At 71.4% G+C, this 19,569-nt stretch carries 20 protein-coding genes; 10 read left to right on the forward strand and 10 right to left on the reverse strand.

Annotation, left to right across the window (positions count from 1 at the left end):
• Nucleotides 1-165 precede the first annotated feature (165 nt).
• On the reverse strand, nt 166-2,910 hold the full coding sequence (locus tag ACIP5W_RS11825) for a transglycosylase domain-containing protein (protein ID WP_401470481.1): 2,745 nt from the start codon (nt 2,908-2,910) through the stop codon (nt 166-168).
• A 513-nt stretch (nt 2,911-3,423) separates the two neighbouring features.
• Here ACIP5W_RS11825 and ACIP5W_RS11830 point away from each other — a divergent pair.
• From ACIP5W_RS11830 to ACIP5W_RS11845, 4 genes are read left to right on the forward strand one after another with little or no spacing between them, the layout of a single operon-like run.
• Entirely contained in the window at nt 3,424-4,224 is an 801-nt protein-coding gene (locus ACIP5W_RS11830) for an ABC transporter permease (protein ID WP_401470484.1), read from the forward strand.
• Entirely contained in the window at nt 4,217-5,086 is an 870-nt protein-coding gene (locus ACIP5W_RS11835) for an ABC transporter permease (protein WP_401470487.1), read from the forward strand. Before ACIP5W_RS11830 ends, ACIP5W_RS11835 begins: the two co-directional genes overlap by 8 nt.
• A 19-nt stretch (nt 5,087-5,105) precedes the next feature.
• Nucleotides 5,106-6,095, forward strand: a complete 990-nt coding sequence (locus tag ACIP5W_RS11840) for an ATP-binding cassette domain-containing protein (RefSeq protein ID WP_401470490.1) — start codon at nt 5,106-5,108, stop codon at nt 6,093-6,095.
• Nucleotides 6,096-6,105: 10 nt separating this feature from the next.
• Nucleotides 6,106-6,792 (forward strand): DUF1707 domain-containing protein, encoded by a 687-nt coding sequence (locus ACIP5W_RS11845; RefSeq protein ID WP_401470493.1) that lies wholly within the window; start codon nt 6,106-6,108, stop codon nt 6,790-6,792.
• A 59-nt stretch (nt 6,793-6,851) separates the two neighbouring features.
• On the opposite strand, the gene ACIP5W_RS11850 is transcribed toward ACIP5W_RS11845, so the two are convergent.
• A complete protein-coding gene (locus ACIP5W_RS11850) occupies nt 6,852-8,231 on the reverse strand; it encodes an SGNH/GDSL hydrolase family protein (protein ID WP_401470496.1) in 1,380 nt (459 codons plus the stop codon).
• Between the two features lie 177 nt (nt 8,232-8,408).
• Here ACIP5W_RS11850 and ACIP5W_RS11855 point away from each other — a divergent pair, with 177 nt between their 5' ends.
• Both ACIP5W_RS11855 and ACIP5W_RS11860 read left to right on the forward strand, forming a co-directional pair.
• A complete protein-coding gene (locus ACIP5W_RS11855) occupies nt 8,409-9,719 on the forward strand; it encodes a DUF445 domain-containing protein (RefSeq protein WP_401471179.1) in 1,311 nt (436 codons plus the stop codon).
• A gap of 80 nt (nt 9,720-9,799) precedes the next feature.
• On the forward strand, nt 9,800-11,308 hold the full coding sequence (locus ACIP5W_RS11860) for an MFS transporter (protein WP_401470499.1): 1,509 nt from the start codon (nt 9,800-9,802) through the stop codon (nt 11,306-11,308).
• A 212-nt stretch (nt 11,309-11,520) separates the two neighbouring features.
• Here ACIP5W_RS11860 and ACIP5W_RS11865 read toward each other — a convergent pair whose 3' ends face one another.
• Nucleotides 11,521-11,823 (reverse strand): hypothetical protein, encoded by a 303-nt coding sequence (locus ACIP5W_RS11865; RefSeq protein WP_401470502.1) that lies wholly within the window; start codon nt 11,821-11,823, stop codon nt 11,521-11,523.
• A gap of 162 nt (nt 11,824-11,985) precedes the next feature.
• Between ACIP5W_RS11865 and ACIP5W_RS11870 the strand changes: the two genes are divergently transcribed.
• The 3 genes from ACIP5W_RS11870 (at nt 11,986) to ACIP5W_RS11880 (ending at nt 13,876) form a co-directional block, all read left to right on the forward strand.
• A complete protein-coding gene (locus ACIP5W_RS11870) occupies nt 11,986-12,429 on the forward strand; it encodes an Hsp20/alpha crystallin family protein (protein WP_401470505.1) in 444 nt (147 codons plus the stop codon).
• Nucleotides 12,430-12,608: 179 nt separating this feature from the next.
• Nucleotides 12,609-13,109, forward strand: coding sequence for a DUF2267 domain-containing protein (locus ACIP5W_RS11875; protein WP_401470507.1), 501 nt, complete (start codon nt 12,609-12,611; stop codon nt 13,107-13,109).
• 194 nt (nt 13,110-13,303) lie between these two features.
• Complete coding sequence (locus ACIP5W_RS11880) at nt 13,304-13,876, forward strand: hypothetical protein (protein ID WP_401470510.1); 573 nt, start codon at nt 13,304-13,306, stop codon at nt 13,874-13,876.
• Between the two features lie 251 nt (nt 13,877-14,127).
• On the opposite strand, the gene ACIP5W_RS11885 is transcribed toward ACIP5W_RS11880, so the two are convergent.
• From ACIP5W_RS11885 to ACIP5W_RS11915, 7 genes are all read right to left on the reverse strand, one after another.
• Nucleotides 14,128-14,499: a hypothetical protein gene (locus ACIP5W_RS11885; protein ID WP_401470513.1), complete on the reverse strand. Its 372-nt coding sequence runs from the start codon at nt 14,497-14,499 to the stop codon at nt 14,128-14,130.
• An 81-nt stretch (nt 14,500-14,580) separates the two neighbouring features.
• Nucleotides 14,581-15,021 (reverse strand): hypothetical protein, encoded by a 441-nt coding sequence (locus tag ACIP5W_RS11890; RefSeq protein WP_401470516.1) that lies wholly within the window; start codon nt 15,019-15,021, stop codon nt 14,581-14,583.
• 244 nt (nt 15,022-15,265) lie between these two features.
• Complete coding sequence (locus tag ACIP5W_RS11895; protein ID WP_401470519.1) at nt 15,266-15,712, reverse strand: hypothetical protein; 447 nt, start codon at nt 15,710-15,712, stop codon at nt 15,266-15,268.
• Nucleotides 15,713-15,799: 87 nt separating this feature from the next.
• Nucleotides 15,800-16,648 (reverse strand): helix-turn-helix domain-containing protein, encoded by an 849-nt coding sequence (locus tag ACIP5W_RS11900; RefSeq protein WP_401470522.1) that lies wholly within the window; start codon nt 16,646-16,648, stop codon nt 15,800-15,802.
• A complete protein-coding gene (locus tag ACIP5W_RS11905; protein ID WP_401470525.1) occupies nt 16,645-17,385 on the reverse strand; it encodes a DUF6879 family protein in 741 nt (246 codons plus the stop codon). The genes ACIP5W_RS11900 and ACIP5W_RS11905 overlap by 4 nt, the downstream gene beginning before the upstream one ends.
• A gap of 180 nt (nt 17,386-17,565) precedes the next feature.
• Nucleotides 17,566-17,778 carry a DUF397 domain-containing protein gene (locus ACIP5W_RS11910; RefSeq protein ID WP_401470528.1) on the reverse strand — a complete coding sequence of 71 codons (213 nt, stop codon included), beginning with the start codon at nt 17,776-17,778 and terminating at the stop codon, nt 17,566-17,568.
• On the reverse strand, nt 17,775-18,623 hold the full coding sequence (locus ACIP5W_RS11915) for a helix-turn-helix domain-containing protein (protein ID WP_401470531.1): 849 nt from the start codon (nt 18,621-18,623) through the stop codon (nt 17,775-17,777). The genes ACIP5W_RS11910 and ACIP5W_RS11915 overlap by 4 nt, the downstream gene beginning before the upstream one ends.
• A 217-nt stretch (nt 18,624-18,840) precedes the next feature.
• Here ACIP5W_RS11915 and ACIP5W_RS11920 point away from each other — a divergent pair, with 217 nt between their 5' ends.
• The gene (locus ACIP5W_RS11920; RefSeq protein ID WP_401470534.1) at nt 18,841-19,503 is read left to right on the forward strand and encodes an ATP-binding protein; all 663 of its coding nucleotides are present in this window, start codon (nt 18,841-18,843) and stop codon (nt 19,501-19,503) included.
• Nucleotides 19,504-19,569 lie beyond the last annotated feature (66 nt).

The following is a 19,569-nucleotide window of genomic DNA, read 5'->3' on the forward strand; positions in this document are numbered from 1 at the left end:
GCTTCCACGTACGGCAGTTACCGAACCGAGTGATCAAGTACGACGCACCGTTCGACGGCGCACGTTAAAGATCAAGCTAGGGCGTGTTTCGAAAGCAGCGTCGTCTGCCCGAAGGGCAGGCGGGACTTTCGAAACACGCCCCGGGGCGGGACCCGCGCGGTCAGGTCACTCCTCGACCGGCCGGCGGGTCGTGAGCTGGGGGAAGGTGCCGCCCAGGGTGCCGGTGGTGCTGCCGTCCGAGGTGCTTCCGTCGGTGGTCGCGCCGGTGGAGGTGTCTCCGCCGGTGCTGCCGTCGGTGGTGCCGCCGGTGGTGGGGGTGCCGCCGGTCGTCGTGCCGCCGCCGGTGCTGCCGTCGGTGGTGCCGCCGGTGGTGCCGCCCTGGCTCGTTCCGGGGTTCTGGGTGTTCTGGCCGCCGGTGGAGCCGTCGGCCTCGCTGCTCGCGCTCGGCTCGCCCGCGGAGGGCTCGGAGGAGGGGGAGGCGGTTTCCGCGGAGCCCTCCTGGAGCCGGAGGGTGAAGTCCTTCACGGGGGTGCCCTTGAGGGCGTTCCTGGTGAACTGGGCCCAGATCTGGGTGGGTGCGCCGCCGCCGTTGATGCGGGGCAGGCCCATCGCGCCGTAGAGCGGCTTGTGGGCGGCGGTGACGGGGTCCTGGCCCATGACGGCGACGACGGTGGCGAGGTCGGGGGTGTAGCCGGCGAACCAGGCGGCGGTGTCCTTCTCGGCGGTGCCGGTCTTGCCGGCGGCGGGGCGGCCGGCGGCGAGGGCCGCGGTGGCGGTGCCGTTCTGGACGACGCTGCGCAGCACCGAGGTGGTGGTGTCGGCGGCTTCGCGGCTGATGACCTGGGAGGTCTTGCGCTCGGGGAGGTCGAGGACGTCGACGCCGTTCCTGGTGATCTTGTCGATGAGGGTGTAGGTGCCGTGCCGGCCGTGGTTGGCGAGGGTGGCGTAGGCCTCGGCCATGTCCAGCACGCTGGCGGTGGCGGTGCCGAGGGCGATCGACGGGTAGGGGTTGAGGTCGGGGGTGTCGCTGGGCAGGCCGAGTTCGACGGCGGTCTGCTTGACCTTCTCGGGGCCGACGTCGACGGCCATCTGCGCGTACACGGAGTTCACGGACTTGTCGGTGGCGGTACGGACGTCGATGTCGCCGTAGTTGACGTAGTCCTCGTTCTCGGGTGCGTAGGTCTCGCCGCTCCAGCCCTGTACGGGGCGCTTGTTGGTGCCGTCGTAGAGGGTGCCCGGGGTGATGCGGCGGCGGTCCTGGGTCTCGGAGTCGTTCTCGACGGCCGCGGTGAGGACGAAGGGCTTGAAGGTGGAGCCGACCTGGAAGTCCCGGCGGGTGGCGTTGTTGGTGTACTGCTTGACGTAGTCGATGCCGCCGTAGAGGGCGAGGACGTTGCCGGTCTTGGGTTCGACCGCGGCGCCGCCGGCGCGGACGTAGGTGTCGGCCTTGCGGTTCTTCGGGTCGAGCTTGTCCATCAGCTGGTCGTCGACGGCCTTGACGAAGGCGTCCTGCTTCTTCTTGTCCAGGGTGGTGGTGATGCGGTAGCCGCCGGCTTCGAGTTCGTCGGCGGTGGCGATCTTGTTGGTGCGCAGGTAGTCCTTGATGGCGGTGACGAGGTAGCCGCGCTGGCCGGACATGCCGTTGTCGGCGCCGGAGGTCTCCTTGGGGGTGGGGAAGGTCAGTCCGGTGCGGTCGGCCTGGCTGAGCCAGCCCTTGGTGACCATGCCGTCGAGCACGTAGTTCCAGCGGGCCTCGGCGGCCTTGCGGTTCTCGGGGTGGGCGATGACGTCGTACTCGCTGGGCGCGTTGACCAGGGCGGCGAGGTAGGCGCCCTGGGCGGCGGTGAGCTCGGCGGCGTCGACGCCGTAGTAGGCCTTGGCGGCGGCCTGCATGCCGTAGGCGTTGCGGCCGAAGTAGCTGGTGTTGAGGTAGCCCTCGAGGATGTTGTCCTTGGAGGTCTCGCGGTCCAGCTTGATGGAGATGAAGAACTCCTTCACCTTGCGGGTGACGGTCTGTTCCTGGGCGAGGTAGTAGTTCTTCACGTACTGCTGGGTGATCGTGGAGCCGGACTGCTTGCCCTTGCCGAGGGCGGTGTTCCAGCCGGCCCGGAGCATCGCCTTGGGGTCGATGGCGGACTCGGTGTAGAAGTCGCGGTCCTCGGCGGCCAGGACGGCGTGCTGGGCGGCCTCGGAGATCTGGGAGAGGTCGACGTTCTCGCGGTTGACGGTGCCGTCGCGGGCGATCTCGGTGCCGTCGGCGTAGAGGTAGACGTTGCTCTGCTTGGTGGCGAGGGCGTTGGCGGGCGGGATCTTCACCATGGAGTAGCCGAGGAAGAACAGGCCGGCGAGGACGAGCGCGGCGAGGACGAAGGTGCCGAGGACCATGCGCCAGGTGGGGAAGAGGCGGCGCCAGCCGGTGCGCTTGGGCCGCTTCGGGCGCTTGGGTCCGGCGGCGTCGGCGGCGCTCGCCGCCTGGGGCGCACCGGGCGTGTCGGGCGTGCCGGGCGCCTCGGGGGTGCGGGCCGCCGTGGGTGCGCCGGCCGCCGCGGGTGCGCCGGCCGCCGCGGGTGCGCCGGCCGTTCCGGCGGCGCGGGCCGGGGTGGGGGTGTGTGCCGCCTTGGGCCGGTGGGCCGTGTCGGCGGTCCGGCGTGCCCCGGGGACACCGGCGGCCTCGGACGTACGGTCCGCCTCGGGACGACCGGCTGCACCGGCTGCACCGGCTGCACCGGCTGCACCGGCTGCACCGATCGCCCCGGTGGTGCGCGCTGCCTGGGCGGCTCGGGCGGCTCGGGCCGCTCGGGCAGCCGCGGGGCCTTGTGCGGCCCGGATTTCACGTGGCGCCTCGGTCTCCCGGCCGGCGCCGGTCTTTTGCACCGCCCGGAGTTCCCGGGTGTCCTCGGTCTCCCGCACGGCCCGGGGTTCTTGTCCGCCCCCGGTCTTCCGGGCCGCCGGGGGTTCCGGTGTATCCCCGGTCTTCCGGGCCGCCCGGGGTTCTTGTCCGCCCTCGGACTTCCGGGCCGCCGGGGGTTCCGGTGCGTTTCCGGCCTCGCGTCCGTCCCCGGTCCCGCGCGCCGCCTTCGGTGGACCGGCAGCCTCGGGTGTGCCGGCCGCCTCCGGTGTGCCGGTCGCCCGGTCCTCGGTCGGCTGCTTCGGCTGCGGCTCGTCGCTCATGTGTTGCTCGGACTCCTGATTCGCCTCGTACGTGGCCGTACGTGTCGTACACGTTCTGCGCCCCCTGTTGAAGACTCTCGCACCCTGCGTTCCGTTCCCGGCAATCGGCGCGTGTTGTGCCACACGCGCCCCGTGCCGGAGAGGTGCCCGGAAATCGCGTGGCGCGCGAGGAAGCCCGCCCACTAGGCTCCTGCGCTTCGCCGCCGTGGCGGGACGGGCGCGGGGTCGCCGCGGGTGAGGAGGGCTGGTGCCGTGGGTTCGGTGCGCTTGTACGCGGCCGTGGCGGCGGGGGGTTTCAGAAGGTACGCGACCTACCGTGCGGCGACGGCGGCGGGGGTGTTCACCAACACGGTTTTCGGCCTGATCCTCGCCTACACATATCTGGCGTTGTGGGACGAGCGGCCGCAGCTGGGCGGCTACGACCAGGCGCAGGCGGTGACGTACGTCTGGCTGGGGCAGGCGCTGTTCGCGACGCTCGCGATGCAGGGCGGCGGTTTCGAGGCGGAGTTGATGGAACGCGTCCGTTCGGGTGCGGTGGCGATCGACCTGTACCGCCCGGCCGATCTGCAGCTGTGGTGGCTGGCCACCGACCTGGGGCGCTCGCTGTTCCAGTTGCTGGGCCGGGGGGTGGTCCCGTTCGTGTTCGGGGCGCTGGTCTTCCCGACGGCGCTGCCCGCCGACCCCTGGTCGTGGCTGCGGTTCCTGGTGGCCCTGCCGCTGGCGGCGGTGGTGAGTTTCGGCATCCGGTTCCTGGTGGCGTTGAGCGGTTTCTGGCTGCTGGACGGCACGGGGGCGCTCCAGATGCTGGTGGTGACGGGGATGTTCTGCACCGGCATGGCGCTGCCGCTGAACGCGTTCCCGGAGCCGTTGGGCCAGATCGTGCGGGCGCTGCCGTGGTCGGCGATGCTCCAGATGCCGGCGGACCTGCTGATGGGGGAGGCCTCGGCGTGGGGGACGTACGCCTTCCAGGCGGGGTGGGCGGTGGTGCTGCTGGCGCTGGGGCGGGTGGTGCAGGCGGCGGCGACGCGGCGGGTGGTGGTGCAGGGTGGCTGAGGCGGGCCGGGTGCGGGAGGCGGACGGGGCGCGCGGGGCGGACCGGGCGACGGGCCGGGCGCGGGAGGGGCTGCGGGCGTACCGGCTGATCGCGGGGATGTGGATCCGTTCGATGACGGCCTACCCGCTGTCGTTCGCGATGACGCTGCTGAGCGGGCTGCTGGTGACGGGTCTGGACTTTGTCGCGATCTTGCTGATGTTCTCGCGGATCGACGTGCTCGGCGGCTACTCGCTGCCGGAGGTGGCCTTCCTGTACGGCCTGTCCGCGACCTCGTTCGGGATCGCGGACCTGATGATCGGCTCGGCGGGCCGGCTGGGCTCGCGGGTGCGGGACGGCACGCTCGACACGCTGCTGGTGCGTCCGGCGCCGGTGCTGGCGCAGGTGGCGGCGGACCGGTTCGCGCTGCGCCGGGTCTCCCGGATCACGCAGGGGGTGCTGGTGCTGGGGTACGCACTGGCGGCGGTGGACGTCGACTGGACGCCGGCCAGGGTGCTGCTGGTGCCGGTGACGGTGGTCAGCGGTGCGGCGATCTTCGGGGCGGTGCTGGTGGCGGGGGCCGCGTTCCAGTTCGTCGCGCAGGACGCGGCGGAGGTGCAGAGCGCGTTCACGTACGGCGGCCAGACGCTGCTGCAGTACCCGCCGACGGTGTTCGGCAGGGAGCTGGTGCGCGCGGTGACGTTCGTGTTCCCGCTGGCCTTCGTGAACTGGGTGCCGGCCGCGTACGTGCTGGGGCGGCCGTACCCGCTGGGCCTGCCGGGGTGGGCGGCGGGCGCCCCGCCGCTGGTGGCGGCGGCCTGTTGCGCGGCGGCGGGGCTGGCCTGGCGGGCGGGGCTGAGGTCGTACCGGAGCACGGGGAACTGACGGGGAACCAGTGGGAGTCGTGGTGGACGCGTTCATTGAACTCGACGGTGTCGAGAAGGTCTTCGAGGTGCGCAGGCGCACCGGCTTCCTGCGGCGCGAGCGGCGGCGGGTGCGGGCGGTGGACGGGCTGTCGTTCACCGTGGCGCGCGGCGAGATCGTCGGCTACATCGGGCCGAACGGTGCCGGGAAGTCGACGACGATCAAGATGCTGACGGGCATCCTCACGCCGAGCGCCGGCCGGCTGCGGGTGGCGGGCATCGACCCGGCCCGGGAACGGACCCGGCTCGCGCACCGCATCGGGGTGGTGTTCGGGCAGCGGACGTCGCTGTGGTGGGACCTCCCGCTGGTCGACTCCTACCGGCTCGCGCACCGCATGTACCGCATCCCGGACGCCCGTTACCGGGAGAACCTCGACCGGCTCGTCGAACTCCTCGACCTGGAGGCGTTGTTGGAGGTGCCGGTGCGGCAGCTGTCGCTCGGCCAGCGGATGCGCGGCGACATCGCGGCGGCGCTGCTGCACGACCCCGAGGTCCTCTACCTCGACGAGCCGACGATCGGACTCGACGTCGTGTCCAAGACGAGGGTGCGGGAGTTCCTGGGCGAGTTGAACGCCGGGCGCGGCACGACGGTCCTGCTCACCACCCACGACCTCCAGGACATCGAGCGGCTCTGCTCCCGCGTGATGGTCATCGACCACGGGCGCATGGTGTACGACGGTCCGCTCGCGGGACTGCACGAGGCGGGGGAGAGCGAACGGATCCTGGTCGTGGACCTGGAGCGGGAGCTCCCGCCCATCGACGCGGGTCCCGCGGCGCGGGTGGTGCGGGTGGAGGGGCCGCGCCAGTGGCTGGCCTTCCCCGCGTCGGGGTCGGCGGCCCCGCTGGTGGCGCGGATCGCGGCGGAGTACCCGCTGGTGGACCTGTCGGTGCGCGAGCCCGACATCGAGGCGGTGATCGGCCGCATGTACGCGGGCCGGGAGACCGTGGTGCCGGGCGCGGGGAACTCGTAGGCTGCTGTGCATGACCGACGACGCAGTCCCGGACCTCCGCGCCTCCGACGCCGACCGTGAGCGTGTCGCCGAGGTCCTGCGGGACGCCCTCGCCGAGGGCCGGCTCGACATGGCGGAGTTCGAGGAGCGGCTGGACGCGACGTACCGGGCGCGGACCTACGGCGAGCTGACGCCGCTCACGCGTGACCTGCCGGCGGCGGGGGCCGCCGTGCCGCCCGCCGTGTCGCTGCACAAGTCCGAGGAGCGGGGGGAGGAGGCCGGGGCGTGGGCCGGGCGGATCACGGGCGGCGAGGGGTCGTCCGCGTGGGCCGTTGCCGTCATGTCCGGCTTCCAGCGCAAGGGGCGGTGGACGGTGCCCCGCCGGTTCACCGCCTTCGCCTTCTGGGGCGGTGGTGAGCTCGATCTGCGCGAGGCGGATTTCGCGGCCGGCGAGGTCGTGATCAACTGCGTCGCCGTCATGGGCGGGGTGAACGTCGTGGTGCCGCCCGGCGTCGAGGTCGTGGTGCGGGGGATCGGGATCATGGGCGGCTTCGACCACCGGGAGCAGGGGGTGCCGGCCGCGCCGGGCGCTCCGCGGGTGGTGGTCACCGGGTTCGCCTTCTGGGGCGGGGTCGGCGTCGAACGCAAGCGCAGGCGGGACCGCGAGGAGCGGGAGCTGTCCCGGGGCCGGGACAGGCGGCGCCACCTGGGGCACTGAGGCCGGCAGCCGGCAGGCCGACCGCGGCGGGTGCGCCGCCCGAGGCGGCTCCGGGCGGGCTACAACTCCGCCCGTTCCGCTCCCCTGAGCTGCTCCCACTCGATCAGTTCGGCCATCTTCCGGTATCCCCGGTCGCTGGGGTGGAGGTGGTCGCCGGAGTCGTACTCCGAGCGCAGCCGCCGGGGGTCGTACGGGTCGTGCATCACCCGGTCGACGTCCACGACCGTGTCGTAGACCGAGCCGGACCGGATCGCCGCGTTGATCGCCTGCCGCACGTCCTCGCGGGCGTCGGTGTAGCCGCGGTGGCCGCGGAAGGGGAGCAGGGTGGTGCCGACGGCCTTGACGCCGTGGGCGTGGGCGCGGCGGACCAGGGTGCGCAGGCCGTCGAGGACGGCGTCGGGGTCGGCGGTGTCGCGGGAGCGGAGGATGTCGTTGACGCCGAGGTCGATGACGACGGCCCGGACGTTCGGCCGGCCGAGGACGTCGCGGTCGAAGCGGTTCAGGCCGCTGGGGTTGGCGGCCGGCCGGCCCTGGCCGTCGGCGAGGACGCGGTTGCCGCTGATGCCGGCGTTGACGACGCCGTAGCGCGGGGCGTACCCGCCGTCGGTGCGGGAGGCGCGGAGCCGGTCGGAGAGGACGTCGGGCCAGCGGCGGTCGGCGCCGGGGGTGGAGGTGACGCCGTCGGTGATGGAGTCGCCGAAGGCGACGACGGTGCCGTCGGCCTCGGTGCTGAGGACGTCCAGTGCGGTGACGTGGCGCCAGGAGGTGATCCGCCCGGTGTACGGGGCTCCGGTCACGTCGCCGGTGTGCTCGCCGTCGGCGACGTAACTCGTCTGCCGGGCCCGGTGGTGGAAGGTGACCGGGCCCGCGGAGTCCGGGGTGTGGAGGCTGATCAGGACGTCGGTGTCGCCGGGGACGGCGAGCGGGGCGGCGTCGCTGACGGCCTGTCCGCCCGCCGGGATCGTGATCGCCGGGCGGCCGCCGAAGGTGAGGCGGCGCAGGGTGGCGGGGTCGGCGGCCGCGCTGTCGTCGTCCGCCGCGACGGCGAGGGTGGCGGCGCTCACGGTCAGCGGGCCGGTGCCGTAGAGATTGGACAGCGTGATGCGGGCACTCGTCCCCGGGACGCTGGTGTGGACGACGTTGCGCACCGTGCGTCCCGCCGTGCCGTCGGTGTCGGTGAGGGGTTCGCCGCCGGACGGGGCGGCGGCCCAGCTGCCGACCCACACGCCGGTGGAGGCGGCCGCGGCGGAGCGGTGGCCGGTGCGGGAGGCGGCGAGGACGTCGTCGCGGCGGCGCCCGCCGTCCCCGGCGTCGACCCCGGCGTACACGGCGGCCGAGAGGCCCACGATCACGGCGAGGATCGCGGACAGGAGGGCGTGCTGGCGGGCGTGGTGGCGGGCACGGGGCACCCCGGGACCCCCGCCGTCAGGCCTGGTCATGCGGGCGTGTGTCTCCTCGGACGAGGGAGCGGCGAGGCTCCGACGGAACATTCAGGAGATCACCGTTGAACTCCCCCACCTGACAGACGCCGGGAACTCCTGTTTCGTTCCAGGAGTCGGACAGGTGGGGACAATGGCGGCGTGCGGGTCACGGGGGACCGGGAACGGGTGGAGCGGATGGAACGCAAGGGAACACAGGACGGGGCGGCGCCCGCGGCGCGCGCCATGAACGTCTTCAGCGCCGCCGACGAGGAGCGGCAGCGCGGGGTGCGGCGCATGAAGCTCACCGCGGCCGGGCTGCTGGTGTTCGTGGCGGTGGTGTACGTCCTCGCCGAGTGGGCCTCCCACCGGGGTGCCGGTGCCTGGGCGGGATACGTGGCGGCGGCGGCCGAGGCGGGCATGGTGGGCGCGCTGGCCGACTGGTTCGCCGTCACCGCCCTGTTCCGCCGTCCGCTGGGCCTGCCCATCCCGCACACGGCGATCATCCCCACGAAGAAGGACCAGCTGGGCGTCTCCCTGGGCGAGTTCGTCGGCGAGAACTTCCTGTCCGGCGAGGTCGTGCGGCAGCGGCTGCGCGCGGTCGGCATCGGCAGCAGGCTGGGGACCTGGCTGGCGCAGCCGGAGCACGCGGAGCGGGTGACGGCGGAGCTGGCGACGGCGCTGCGGGGCGCGCTGACCGTGCTGCGGGACTCCGACGTGCAGGCGGTGGTCGGGGAGGCGATCACGCGGCGGGCGGACGCCCAGGAGATCGCGCCGGGCATGGGCAAGATGCTGGAGAAGGTCGTCGCGGACGGCGGTCACCGGCGGGCCGTCGACCTGGTGGTGGGGCGGGCGCACGACTGGCTGGTGCTGCACTCCGACTCGGTGATGGACGCGGTGCAGGGCGGTGCGCCCGGCTGGACGCCCCGGTTCGTCGACAAGCGGATCGGCGAGCGGGTCTACAAGGAGCTGCTGCGTTTCTGCGTGGAGATGCGGGACATGCCGTCCCACCCGGCCCGTGGCGCCCTGGACCGCTTCCTGCGCGACTTCGCCGCCGACCTGCAGTCCGACACCGACACCCGCGCGAAGGTGGAGCGGCTCAAGAGCGAGGTGCTGGGCCGCGGCGAGGTCCAGGACCTCATCGCGTCCGTCTGGACGGCCGTACGCGCGATGATCGTCTCCGCGGCCGAGGACGAGCGCAGCGAGCTGCGGCTGCGGGTGCGGGCCGCGCTGCTGTCGCTGGGGTCGCGGATGGCGACCGAGCAGAAGGTGCAGGGCAAGGTCGACAACTGGGTGGAGAGCGCGGCGGTGCACGTGGTGTCGACGTACCGCAAGGAGATCACCCTGCTGATCACCGACACCGTGGCCGGCTGGGACGCCGAGCACACCACCCGCAAGATCGAGGCGCACATCGGCCGTGACCTGCAGTTCATCCGTATCAACGGCACGGTGGTCGGCTCGCTGGCGGGCCTGCTGATCTACACGGTGGCCCACGCGCTGGGGGCGTAGCGGCGGTCGGGCGGGGCGGGGGCGTAGCGGCATCTCCCCGGGGAACCTGATGGTGGTTCCGCTGGACGAGGAGGGAGCCCATGGCCACCACCGCACAGGCCGAGACCGGCCGAACCATCACGACGAACATCCCCGCTCGTCTGGACCGCCTCCCGTGGTCACGCTGGCACTGGACGATCGTGATCGGTCTCGGCACCGTGTGGATCCTCGACGGCCTCGAGGTCACGGTCGTCGGCAACATCGCCGGGCGGCTGTCGGAGCCCGGCAGCGGCCTGCCCATCACCTCCGGGCAGGTCACCGGCATCGCCGCCGCCCTGTACGTGGCGGGTGCCTGTCTCGGCGCGCTGATCTGGGGGCGCCTGACGGACCGCTGGGGGCGCAAAAAACTCTTCATGATCACGCTGGCGGTCTATCTGGCGGCGACCGCGCTGACCGCGGTCTCCTTCGACACCTGGTGGTTCCTGCTCTTCCGCTTCCTCACCGGCTTCGGCATCGGCGGCGAGTACGCGGCGATCAACTCCGCGATCGACGAGCTGATCCCCGCCAAGTACCGGGGCCGCGTCGACCTGATGATCAACGGCAGTTTCTGGCTGGGCGCGGTCGGCGGTTCGCTGCTGTCGATCGTCGCGCTGAACACGGACCTGTTCGCGGCGAACGTGGGCTGGCGCCTGACGTTCGCGCTCGGCGCCGTCCTCGCCCTGGTCATCCTCCTCGTACGGCGCCACGTCCCGGAGAGCCCGCGGTGGCTGCTGATCCACGGCCGGGACCGGGAGGCGGAGGAGATCGTCTCCTCCATCGAGCGGCGGATCGAGGCCGAGCGGGGCGGGCCGCTGCCGGCGGCCGAGGGCGAACTCACCATCCACCAGCGCCGCAGCGTCTCCTTCCTGGAGATCGGCCGCACGGTCTTCTCCGACTACCGCCGGCGCGCGGTCCTCGGCTTCTCCCTCTTCATCGGGCAGGCCTTCCTCTACAACGCGATCACCTTCGGCTTCGGCGCGATCCTCACCACGTTCTTCGACGTGCCGACCGGCCACACCGGCTACTACTTCGCCGTGATCGCCCTCGGCAACTTCTTCGGCCCGCTGCTGCTGGGCAAGCTCTTCGACACCGTCGGCCGCCGGATCATGATCTCGTCGACGTACCTGCTCTCCGGCCTGCTGCTGTTCGGCACGGCCTGGCTGTTCGACCACGGCGCGCTGAGCGCGACCACCATGACGGCCTGCTGGTGCGCGGTGCTGTTCTTCGCCTCCGCGGGCGCCTCCAGCGCCTACCTCACGGTTTCCGAGATCTTCCCGATGGAGACCCGCGCCATGTCCATCGCCTTCTTCTACGCCCTCGGCACCGCCGCGGGCGGCATCAGCGGCCCCCTGCTGTTCGCCGACCTCACCGGCACGGGCCGGGTCGGCGACACGGTCCTCGCCTTCCAGATCGGCGCGGCCCTGATGTGCGCGGCGGGCCTGGTCGCCGCGTTCCTCGCGGTGCGGGCCGAGGGACGCTCCCTGGAGGACATCGCCAAGCCGCTGACGGCGGCGGCGAGGCCCCGCCCGGCGATGGGGGTCGCGACGGCGGAGGAAACCCCGGGGGCCTGAGGGACCTCACACCCTCCACGGGGCTCCGTCACCCCACGGTGGACGCCTGAGAGCCGCTGTACGGCGGGACCGTGCCCGACGGGGCGCGGCCCCGCCGCGGCCTGCGGGCACCGTCCGGGGGAGCGGCCCCGCACCGGCCGGTGCCTGCGGGCGGGGCCTGCGGGCCGGGCCTGCGGCGTGGTCCTGAATTCTCCGGCCTGAGCCCGGCCGGGTCAGCCCCGACGGTCCGCGACCGCCCAGGAGGCCAGGGCGACGGCGCCCGCGACCCCGAACACCGACGGCCAGGCGCCCACCTTCTTGGCCAGCGGATGCGACCCGGCGAACGCGGCGACGTACGCCACGCCCAGCGCGCCCGCCGCCCTGCCGCCCGCCCGCTGCCGCCACTGCTGCGCCGCCGCGGCCCCCGCCACGGCGAGCACGGCCCCGCCGAGCGGCCGCTTCTTCGTCCACCGGGCCACGCCGTACCCGCCGACGAGCCCGCCCGCGGCGATCACCGAACTGGGAACCTTCGCCATCACTGCCTCCACGCATCACGTCCCCCGAAGTCACCCAGAGGCTATGCGCGCACCACGAATCGCCCCCAACCTGAGTCGAGGCTTGTCAAGTTTCCTCCTTCGGGCTATATAAGAAGTCGTAGGGCATCGCACCGACAGATCTGACGAGAGGAGTGGACTGTGATGCTCATGCGTACCGACCCCTTCCGCGAATTCGACCGACTCGCGCAGCAGGTCTTTGGTACCAACACCGCCACGGGGACCGGCAACCGCCCCGCCGCCATGCCGATGGACGCCTACCGTTCGGGGGACGACTTCCTCGTCCACTTCGACCTCCCCGGCATCGACCCCGAGACGATCGAGCTGGACGTCGAACGCAACGTCCTCAGCGTCCGCGCCGAGCGCCGCACCCCCGCCCCCGAGGGCGCGGAGCTGATCGTCGCCGAGCGCCCGACGGGCACCTTCACCCGCCAGCTCTTCCTCGGCGACACCCTGGACACGGAACGGATCGACGCCTCGTACGAGGCCGGCGTCCTGACCCTGCGCATCCCCGTGGCCGAGCAGGCCAAGCCGCGCCGCATCCAGATCTCCGGCGGCGGCGAAGGCCGCAGGCAGATCAGCGGCTGACGCCCCGCGCCGCACCCCGTGGCCCCGCGCCGCACCCCGTGGCCCCGCGCCGCACCCCGTGACCCCGTGGCCCCGAGACCCGACTCGGGGCCACGGGGCGCGCCCGCCCCTCGCTGTACCCCACCGCATCCCACCGGCCCGCACCCGACCGGCCCGCACCTGGAGGAGGAGCCCGAACGATGACGACGACCGCGACGACCACCGCGCAGACGCCGAGAACGGTGATCCCGGCCCCGCAGCGGTCCGTACGCGCGACGGCGGCAGGAGACGACGACCGGAGAGCCTGGACCGAACTGGTCACCGCGGTAAGGGAGTCGGGCCAGTACCCGACCGCCGCCGAGGCCGAACGCGTCACCCGCGCGGTCCTCTCCGAACTGGGCGGCCAGGTGACCGGCGACGAGCGGGTGGCCCTGGCCCGCACGCTCCCGAAGGAGGCGGCCGGGCTGATCGCGTCCCGCATCCCGGAGCCCCGCCCCCGCTCGGCGCGCGAGTTCGTCGACGCGGTGGCGACGCGCATCGAGGGCGCCACCCCCACCACGGCCCGCTGGCACGCCGGCTCGGTCCTCGGCGTCCTGCCACCCCGGATCGGCGACGCCCTCACCGACCGCGTCCTCGCCCAACTCCCGCCCGGCTACGCCCTGCTGTTCGGCCGCGCGGAACTGGCGACCCGCACGGCCTGACCGAGCCCCCGGCCGACGGCATGTCCCTCCCGGCCGACGGGACGTCCCCGTCGGCGGGGCCGCCGCCGACCCACGGCAGATCCGCCGGCGGTGGCGACGGACCGGGGGAGGAGCCGGCGGTACCGACCGCCGCCGGACGCACGGAGCAGGACCTGGACGGACGGAGTGTCAGGACCTCATGTCATCCTCTGGGCATGGCCAGTGCAGAGACGTTCGAAGACCGGCACGACGACGGGCCGCCCCCCGCTCCGGCGCCCACCACCCCGGCCGAGTGGGACGACCTGATCAGGGAGTGGGACGACATCCGGCACGGCTACTACCTCGGCGATGCGGCCGCAATGGTACGGGCCTGCGCGGAGAACCTTGAGGCGAGCGTGGCGGCCGGCGGCCCGGACACCGCCCTGTGGACCCTCGGGCTGATGCTGACAGGCCCTTACGTGGTGTACGCCCGCCCGGACGCGGCGGCCGAGGCCCGGGTGTCGGCGGCGATGGGCGCCGTCGAACGCGCCCTGGGGCAGACGTCCTGCGCACATGAGGAACACCCGTGCGACGAGATCCTGCTCGACGCCGAGTCGGACCACTTCCGGTGGGTCCTGGAGATGCTGGCCCATCCGGAGCGGGACGCCGCCCACGAAGCGGACCTGGCCGATGAGGGGCTGTGGCCCGATGACGAGGGGGCGCAGTCCTGGTACGAGGGCCGGATGACGCGTGACGTATGGGCCTGCCCGCAGAACCTGGCCGGCCTCGCCCGCTCCTTTCCCGGCTGAGGCCGCCCGTTGCTCGGACCGGGCACGGAAGCGGAGCGCGATCGCCGCAGCGCGATCGCCGGCGCGGGACGGTCGGCATCCAGCCGACGAACCACTGCCATGGGGCGCCGCTGTGTCCTCTCGGACGACACGGCCGTGCCGTCGGTCCTGTTCGTCCGCTCGGAGATCCTCGGCCCGTGCGCCGACTCAGGAGGTCTCCGACGGACGACCCGGCGCGCAGCGCCGCAACACCTGACGCGGTGGCCGGTCGTTCAGAGATCGGGCAGGGCAATCCGGCCGGTCATCAGGATGTCGTGGTTCGCGAAGAGCGTCCCCAGCACGAAACGCCGACGGATGTGGGCCGTCCACCGCGCACCGGGCAGGTCCACGTACGCCCGGACCGTCCTGGCGCGGCTCGCCTGGGTCAGGATCCACCGGGCCTGGTCTGCTTCCTGGGTGCGACCGCCCAGGTCCCGTGCGAGACGCCACAACTCCTCGCCTTCGCTGTGCTCGTCGACGATCGCGACGAGCCCGATCTCCCCCAGACCGCGCTCGTCGCCGGACCGGGTCGTGTAGGCGACGGTGAGTGCATCGAGGGGGAAGACCGTCACCCGGCTGCTCGCGGCCAACTCGATCAGGGACACGAGGGGGTCCGTTCTCGGGAGGTGGGGTGGGCGGGGCGCCCCGATCGCGGCCGCCCCGCCCGGGGCGGAGTGAGGAAGACGTCAGCAGCAGGGCCCGTCACCGCAGCAGGCGGGCGCGTTGCACTCGGCGGCCGTACCCCACAGCCGTTCGTCGACCTCGAAGCCCGCGGCGCGCAACCTGCCCACCACGTCGACCATCAGGCCGCGGGTGCGGACCTTGGAGTTGGGCTGGTGGTGCAGGAAGTACCCGAAGCTTCGTCGGCACCACTCGGCGTACCAGACGGTGTGCAGGATGAGCGTGTGCCACCCGGGGTCCACCTGTTGCGAGGGAGCCATGCTTGCGCCCTCACCGCTGGTGCCCATGACGAAGACCAGGGCGAGTGCCTGGTCGACGACCCGATCGGCGACACAGCGCTCCAGGCCGTACTCGTCCGCGCAGAAGGCGGCGAGCATCTCGAACTCGGCCTCGGTGACGAGGGAGCGGCCGGTGCGCGTCTCGGCGGCTACAGCTGTGACGGTCATGGGGTGGCCTCCTTGATGTGAGTGGTGTCGCAAGGTTCTTCGATGTGCGGCTGTTTTTCGGGCAGCACTGATTCACCTCACAGTTGAAGAATCATTCGGGAGTCCTCTCCTGGACTTCTGTGCATGTGACTTGGCCAGTAGAGGGGCTTACGTCGCGCTGCGAGCCGCGCCAAAAGGCGGCACCGTGTTCAGCGCGAAATCTCATACGACTGCGCGCACGATTGGCGAACGCTGCCCAGGCAGCTCAAGAGAGCATGGCGATTCCGCTCCGGCCCTCACCGGCCAGACGCGTGATAGCCCGGAGCACGATCTGCAAGCGGCGCTCGTCGAGAAACTCCACGGTGGAGAGGTAACTGTGCCTCAGGCCCACAATGGACAAAACAAGTCCGAGAAAAGCGCGTTCGCTTTCGCTCAGTCCGAGGGTGTAGAGACGTCCGGCCATCCCCTCCCACCGGCAGATCATGACACCGTTCTGCTTCGCCACGAGCGCCGTACGAACGTTGTCCCGTGTGAGGAGCTGCTCTTCTTCGACGAGAGCCTTCACGGCGATGCGGTCGCGCAGACCGACCGCCGACCGTACGAGACACTCGCCAAGTGACGGCATGTCGGGCGCGGTGGCGCTGTAAGTCTGCTGAGGCGTCCTGACCTCGGCGCTTCGAGTGACTGCCGTGGCAGTGGGCTTCGTAGCCATGACCGGGACGTTAGTCGGCGCAATTGCGCGCCTGCTTGCTGATTGCGCGCGATTGCGGATCCGCTCCCGGCATTTACCGGAGATTGCCTACGGGAGGTCCAAAGACGCTCGCGCTCGGCCGATCAGGCGGCGCGCCGGTGCTCCGAACTCTGCCGACTCCGCAAGCCAGTCCCACGCCCGTTCGTACAGTTGTAGGTCGTCCTCGCCGGTGAGCCACAACTCCTCACTGATCGTTTCGACGATGACCAGTCTGCGGTCGTAGATCCAGAAGGCGTGTGGCGCCGTCCGGCGGAGTTGTGCCCCGAAGGGCAGGATGCCGAGTTCGATCCGGCGCCGGCCCACCAGGTTGTACAACCGATCCAATTGCTCGGCCATGACGTTTGCCGGGCACGAACGGTGATACAAGGCGGCCTCGCACACGAGAAACCGGAACGTCTTCGTGGGGTCGTACAGTGCCTCTTGGCGGCGCATCCGGGCCTCGACGGCGGCCTCGGTGGTCGGGGTGATGCCCCGGAACTCGGCGTTGGCGTCGAAAATGGCGCGGGCGTACTCCGGAGTCTGGAACAGCCCTGGAATACGTGACACCTCCAGGCCGCGGATCGCCCTCGTGGCCTCGGTCTGCCGGACCGCGATCTCCTGGCGGCCACGATGCCCGCCGGCCAACTGACGACGCCACGAGCGATGCCGCTGCCTCGACTCCAGTCCGGCACGCAGCCCTTGAAGCTCAGCCTCTACGTCCGGTTGCCCGCAGGCGTGCGCCCATGCGGTCAAGTCGGCTGCGGACGGGGTTTGTCTGCCGTTCTGGAGGCGTGAGACCTTCGAGGGCTGACAGCCGAGCCGGGAAGCGATGGTTTTGCCGTCCAGACCGGCCTCGGCGCGTAGTTCACGCAGTCGCGCGCCGAGGGCTTCTCTGGCGGTCTGGTAGTCCGTGCTCACACGGTGGAACGTACCCGCCCGGCGAACTCCTCGGCACGCACCGCATGGTGCCAGGCGGCATCCCGCGCTTGGCATGCGGCGAGGACCTCGGCAGGGTCCTCGGTGACGTACACACCCAGCGTCGTGTCCTCGTCGTCGAACGCGAAGCGGACGAGAATCCTGGAGTCGAAGAGCCAGAAGTCGTGGTTCGGCAGACGCATTTCCTGAGCGCGGTTACGGCTCAGGATACGAATGTCCTCGCCCGCGCCGATGTTGCCGGGAGCGCTGGCGAGGAGGAACTCCTGCCCTTGAGTGGCCGGTTCGTCGACGAGTCGCACGCGTTCGAACCGCTTGCCGAGAGTCGTCTGAGCCCGGACGTTCTCACGCCAGGCGTTGTCCGGGTCGCGGGCGATGTCCTCGCCTGCGAGGAACCGGGCCCACTTGGGGCTGTTGCGGTCGGAGGCGTATCCCCGACGGGTCTCCAGGCGCCAAGCGGTGTGCCTGAAGCTGTGGAACAGGTCCGCGATCGACGAGAACGGCTGGAGTTCGGGAGCATCACTCCGTGGCGAGAACCGCGTCAGCAGGCTGCGCGGGACGCGAACGAAGGTCTCGGTCTCCTTCACGTCACGCAACTGCGCCAGGTGCCCGGGGTCGGTCTCACGCTCACCCTGTACGAGGATCTCGTCGGTGCCCTCGATGTCGTACAGGGTGGGACAGTCACCGTCGTCGCTGGTCGTCCCGATGAGCCTGAGCGTCATGCCGTCCTCCATCTGTGCTTGTCGGAGACCCAGGATGTTCTTGCCGAGCCCGGCGGCGCTCGACGATTGCGGCGGATTGCGCACGTGGTCCGGCCGAACGGGATTGCGCGCAAGTGGGAGCGGAGATCGCCGCGCGGACCTTGCTCGCAGCGCGCCGGAATCCTCGGCCCTCCCGCGCCCTCAGCCCTGCGTGCCCTCCCGCACAGCACGTACGAACGAGCGCCAGGCCGTGCTCCCGACGGTGACGACGGTTTCCCCCGCCCCCTTCGAGTCCCGCACGAGCGCTCCACCTCCGCTCAGGGCGCACTCGACGCACTCGCCCCCCGCCCCATTGCTGTAAGAGGACGTGAACCACGTCGGACGGTCGTCGCCGCCTGGAATTGCAGTGCTCACCTTGCGAACTCCTTCGAAATCGATTCGATCAAGTGGGTCGAACGCTGAGGACTCAGCGCTGCAGCCCGCAGGCCGTCGAATGCCCTTGTGTACTCACGGACATGGTGCTCGCCCTCCAGATAGATCGCGTCGGTGATGCCGTCCCGGTACACGATGTCCGGGTCCTCCGGTGCCGGAAAACCCAGCATGGTGAACGACCCCGTGGTCGGATACGTGCCCGAGTCGAAAGGGAGGACCTGGAGAGTCACGGCGGGCAGTCGGACGGCGTCCAGGACACGCTCCAACTGTTCCCGCATGAGCGCACGGTCCCCGATGACGTTACGGAGAGCACCTTCGTTCACGACGAACCAGGCCTCGGGCGCGTCCGGTCGGCTGAGCATGTCCTGACGTTCCATACGCACACGGACGGCTCTGTCGATGTCCGCGGTCGTCATGTGCGCGCCGGTCCGGTGAAGTTCGGAGGCGTATGCGTGCGTCTGCATGAGGCCGGGCAATACCTCGCACTGGTACTGACGGAAGGTGGAGGCGTCCTGCTCCAGGCCGATGTAGATGTTGAACCACTCCGGAACGCCGGAACCGTGCACCTGCCACCAGCCCCGCACCTTGGCCTGCCTGGCGAGCGATTTGAGGAACTCCCGCATTTCGTCCCCTGTGCCGTAGAAGCGGCACAGGGCGTCGATGTCGGAGGGCTGGACCCGCCCGCTGCCCGTCTCCATGCGGTTGACCTTGGAACCGCTCCAGTCCAGGGCCTGGCCGACCTGGGCACAGGTGAGCGCGCTCTGTTCGCGGAGCTTCTTCAGCTCGATCGACAGGCGGCGCCTGCGTGCCGTGGGTGATCCGGCCATGTGAACCCCGTTCCGTGTAGCGGGTGTTCAGTCTCGCGCCCAGAGGTGTGCCTGCCAATCACTCGGAAGTGGGAATCCCGCCGTGCACATTGCACGAAGGGATTCGCAACCCTCACTCTGATTGCGAGGCGACCACTCAAAGTGATGCCTCGTGACCCTGCGTGGCTCGTGGGGTGTCGTCAGGACGAGAGGGGTTTTCGTGGGCCAGGAAGCGTGCATGAGGCGCAAGCCGTGGGACTTTGCCTTCACGGCCGAACCGGCGGAGGTGGCCGGCCTGCGCCGGGTCATGCGAGCCCATCTCGGCATCTGGGGTCTGCACGGAGTCGTCGACGAGGCCCAACTCTGCGTCAGCGAGCTGGCGTCCAACGTCATCACGCACGTGGGCCCCGGAACCCCGGCCGTCCTCGCGGTCTCGATGAACGGCGCCTACCTGCGCGTCGAGGTCCATGACCCCGACACCCGCGCCCTGCCCACCCTGCTCGACGCGAAGGCCGACTCCGAGGGCGGCCGGGGCATGGCGCTCGTCGACGCGGTGGCCGCACGGTGGGGCGTGGAACTCGGCCCCGACCGCAAGGTCACGTGGTGCGAACTGGCGACGGGACTGACCTCACCTGACGGTCACGTGGAGGACCCCGGCGTGCGGCGGGCCGAGGCCCTGTTGGAGCTGTGCACGGACGGAGGACCGCCCTGCCTGCCGGGCACGGGAAGACTGGGCAGGACCGTGGCAGAGGAGCCGGTGATCTCACTCATCACGGACCTCCTCCACTGGCTCCGTGCCCACGGCTGCGACGTGGAGAACGCCTTGGACCGGGCCCAGACCCGCTACGACGCCGAAATGGGCGCAGTCGACGACGGGACACCCCGAGAGGCGACCGTCTGACGCGGCGACCCCGACGGACCTCCATCAGCACCCGCGGCGAGCAGAAGTGCATCGTGCAGGCCACCC

The sequence above is a fragment of the Streptomyces sp. NPDC088766 genome, assembly GCF_044750845.1.
In the GTDB taxonomy this organism is placed as follows: Bacteria; Actinomycetota; Actinomycetes; order Streptomycetales; family Streptomycetaceae; genus Streptomyces.

Bases quoted from the DNA above. Each gene is read 5' to 3' on its own strand.
- ACIP5W_RS11845 (WP_401470493.1), top strand. From the start codon at position 6,106: ATGACCGACGACGCAGTCCCGGACCTCCGCGCCTCCGACGCCGACCGT.
- ACIP5W_RS11850 (WP_401470496.1), bottom strand. From the start codon at position 8,231: ATGACCAGGCCTGACGGCGGGGGTCCCGGGGTGCCCCGTGCCCGCCAC.
- ACIP5W_RS11855 (WP_401471179.1), top strand. From the start codon at position 8,409: ATGGAACGCAAGGGAACACAGGACGGGGCGGCGCCCGCGGCGCGCGCC.
- ACIP5W_RS11860 (WP_401470499.1), top strand. From the start codon at position 9,800: ATGGCCACCACCGCACAGGCCGAGACCGGCCGAACCATCACGACGAAC.
- ACIP5W_RS11865 (WP_401470502.1), bottom strand. From the start codon at position 11,823: ATGGCGAAGGTTCCCAGTTCGGTGATCGCCGCGGGCGGGCTCGTCGGC.
- ACIP5W_RS11870 (WP_401470505.1), top strand. From the start codon at position 11,986: ATGCTCATGCGTACCGACCCCTTCCGCGAATTCGACCGACTCGCGCAG.
- ACIP5W_RS11875 (WP_401470507.1), top strand. From the start codon at position 12,609: ATGACGACGACCGCGACGACCACCGCGCAGACGCCGAGAACGGTGATC.
- ACIP5W_RS11880 (WP_401470510.1), top strand. From the start codon at position 13,304: ATGGCCAGTGCAGAGACGTTCGAAGACCGGCACGACGACGGGCCGCCC.
- ACIP5W_RS11890 (WP_401470516.1), bottom strand. From the start codon at position 15,021: ATGACCGTCACAGCTGTAGCCGCCGAGACGCGCACCGGCCGCTCCCTC.
- ACIP5W_RS11895 (WP_401470519.1), bottom strand. From the start codon at position 15,712: ATGGCTACGAAGCCCACTGCCACGGCAGTCACTCGAAGCGCCGAGGTC.
- ACIP5W_RS11905 (WP_401470525.1), bottom strand. From the start codon at position 17,385: ATGACGCTCAGGCTCATCGGGACGACCAGCGACGACGGTGACTGTCCC.
- ACIP5W_RS11915 (WP_401470531.1), bottom strand. From the start codon at position 18,623: ATGGCCGGATCACCCACGGCACGCAGGCGCCGCCTGTCGATCGAGCTG.
- ACIP5W_RS11920 (WP_401470534.1), top strand. From the start codon at position 18,841: ATGAGGCGCAAGCCGTGGGACTTTGCCTTCACGGCCGAACCGGCGGAG.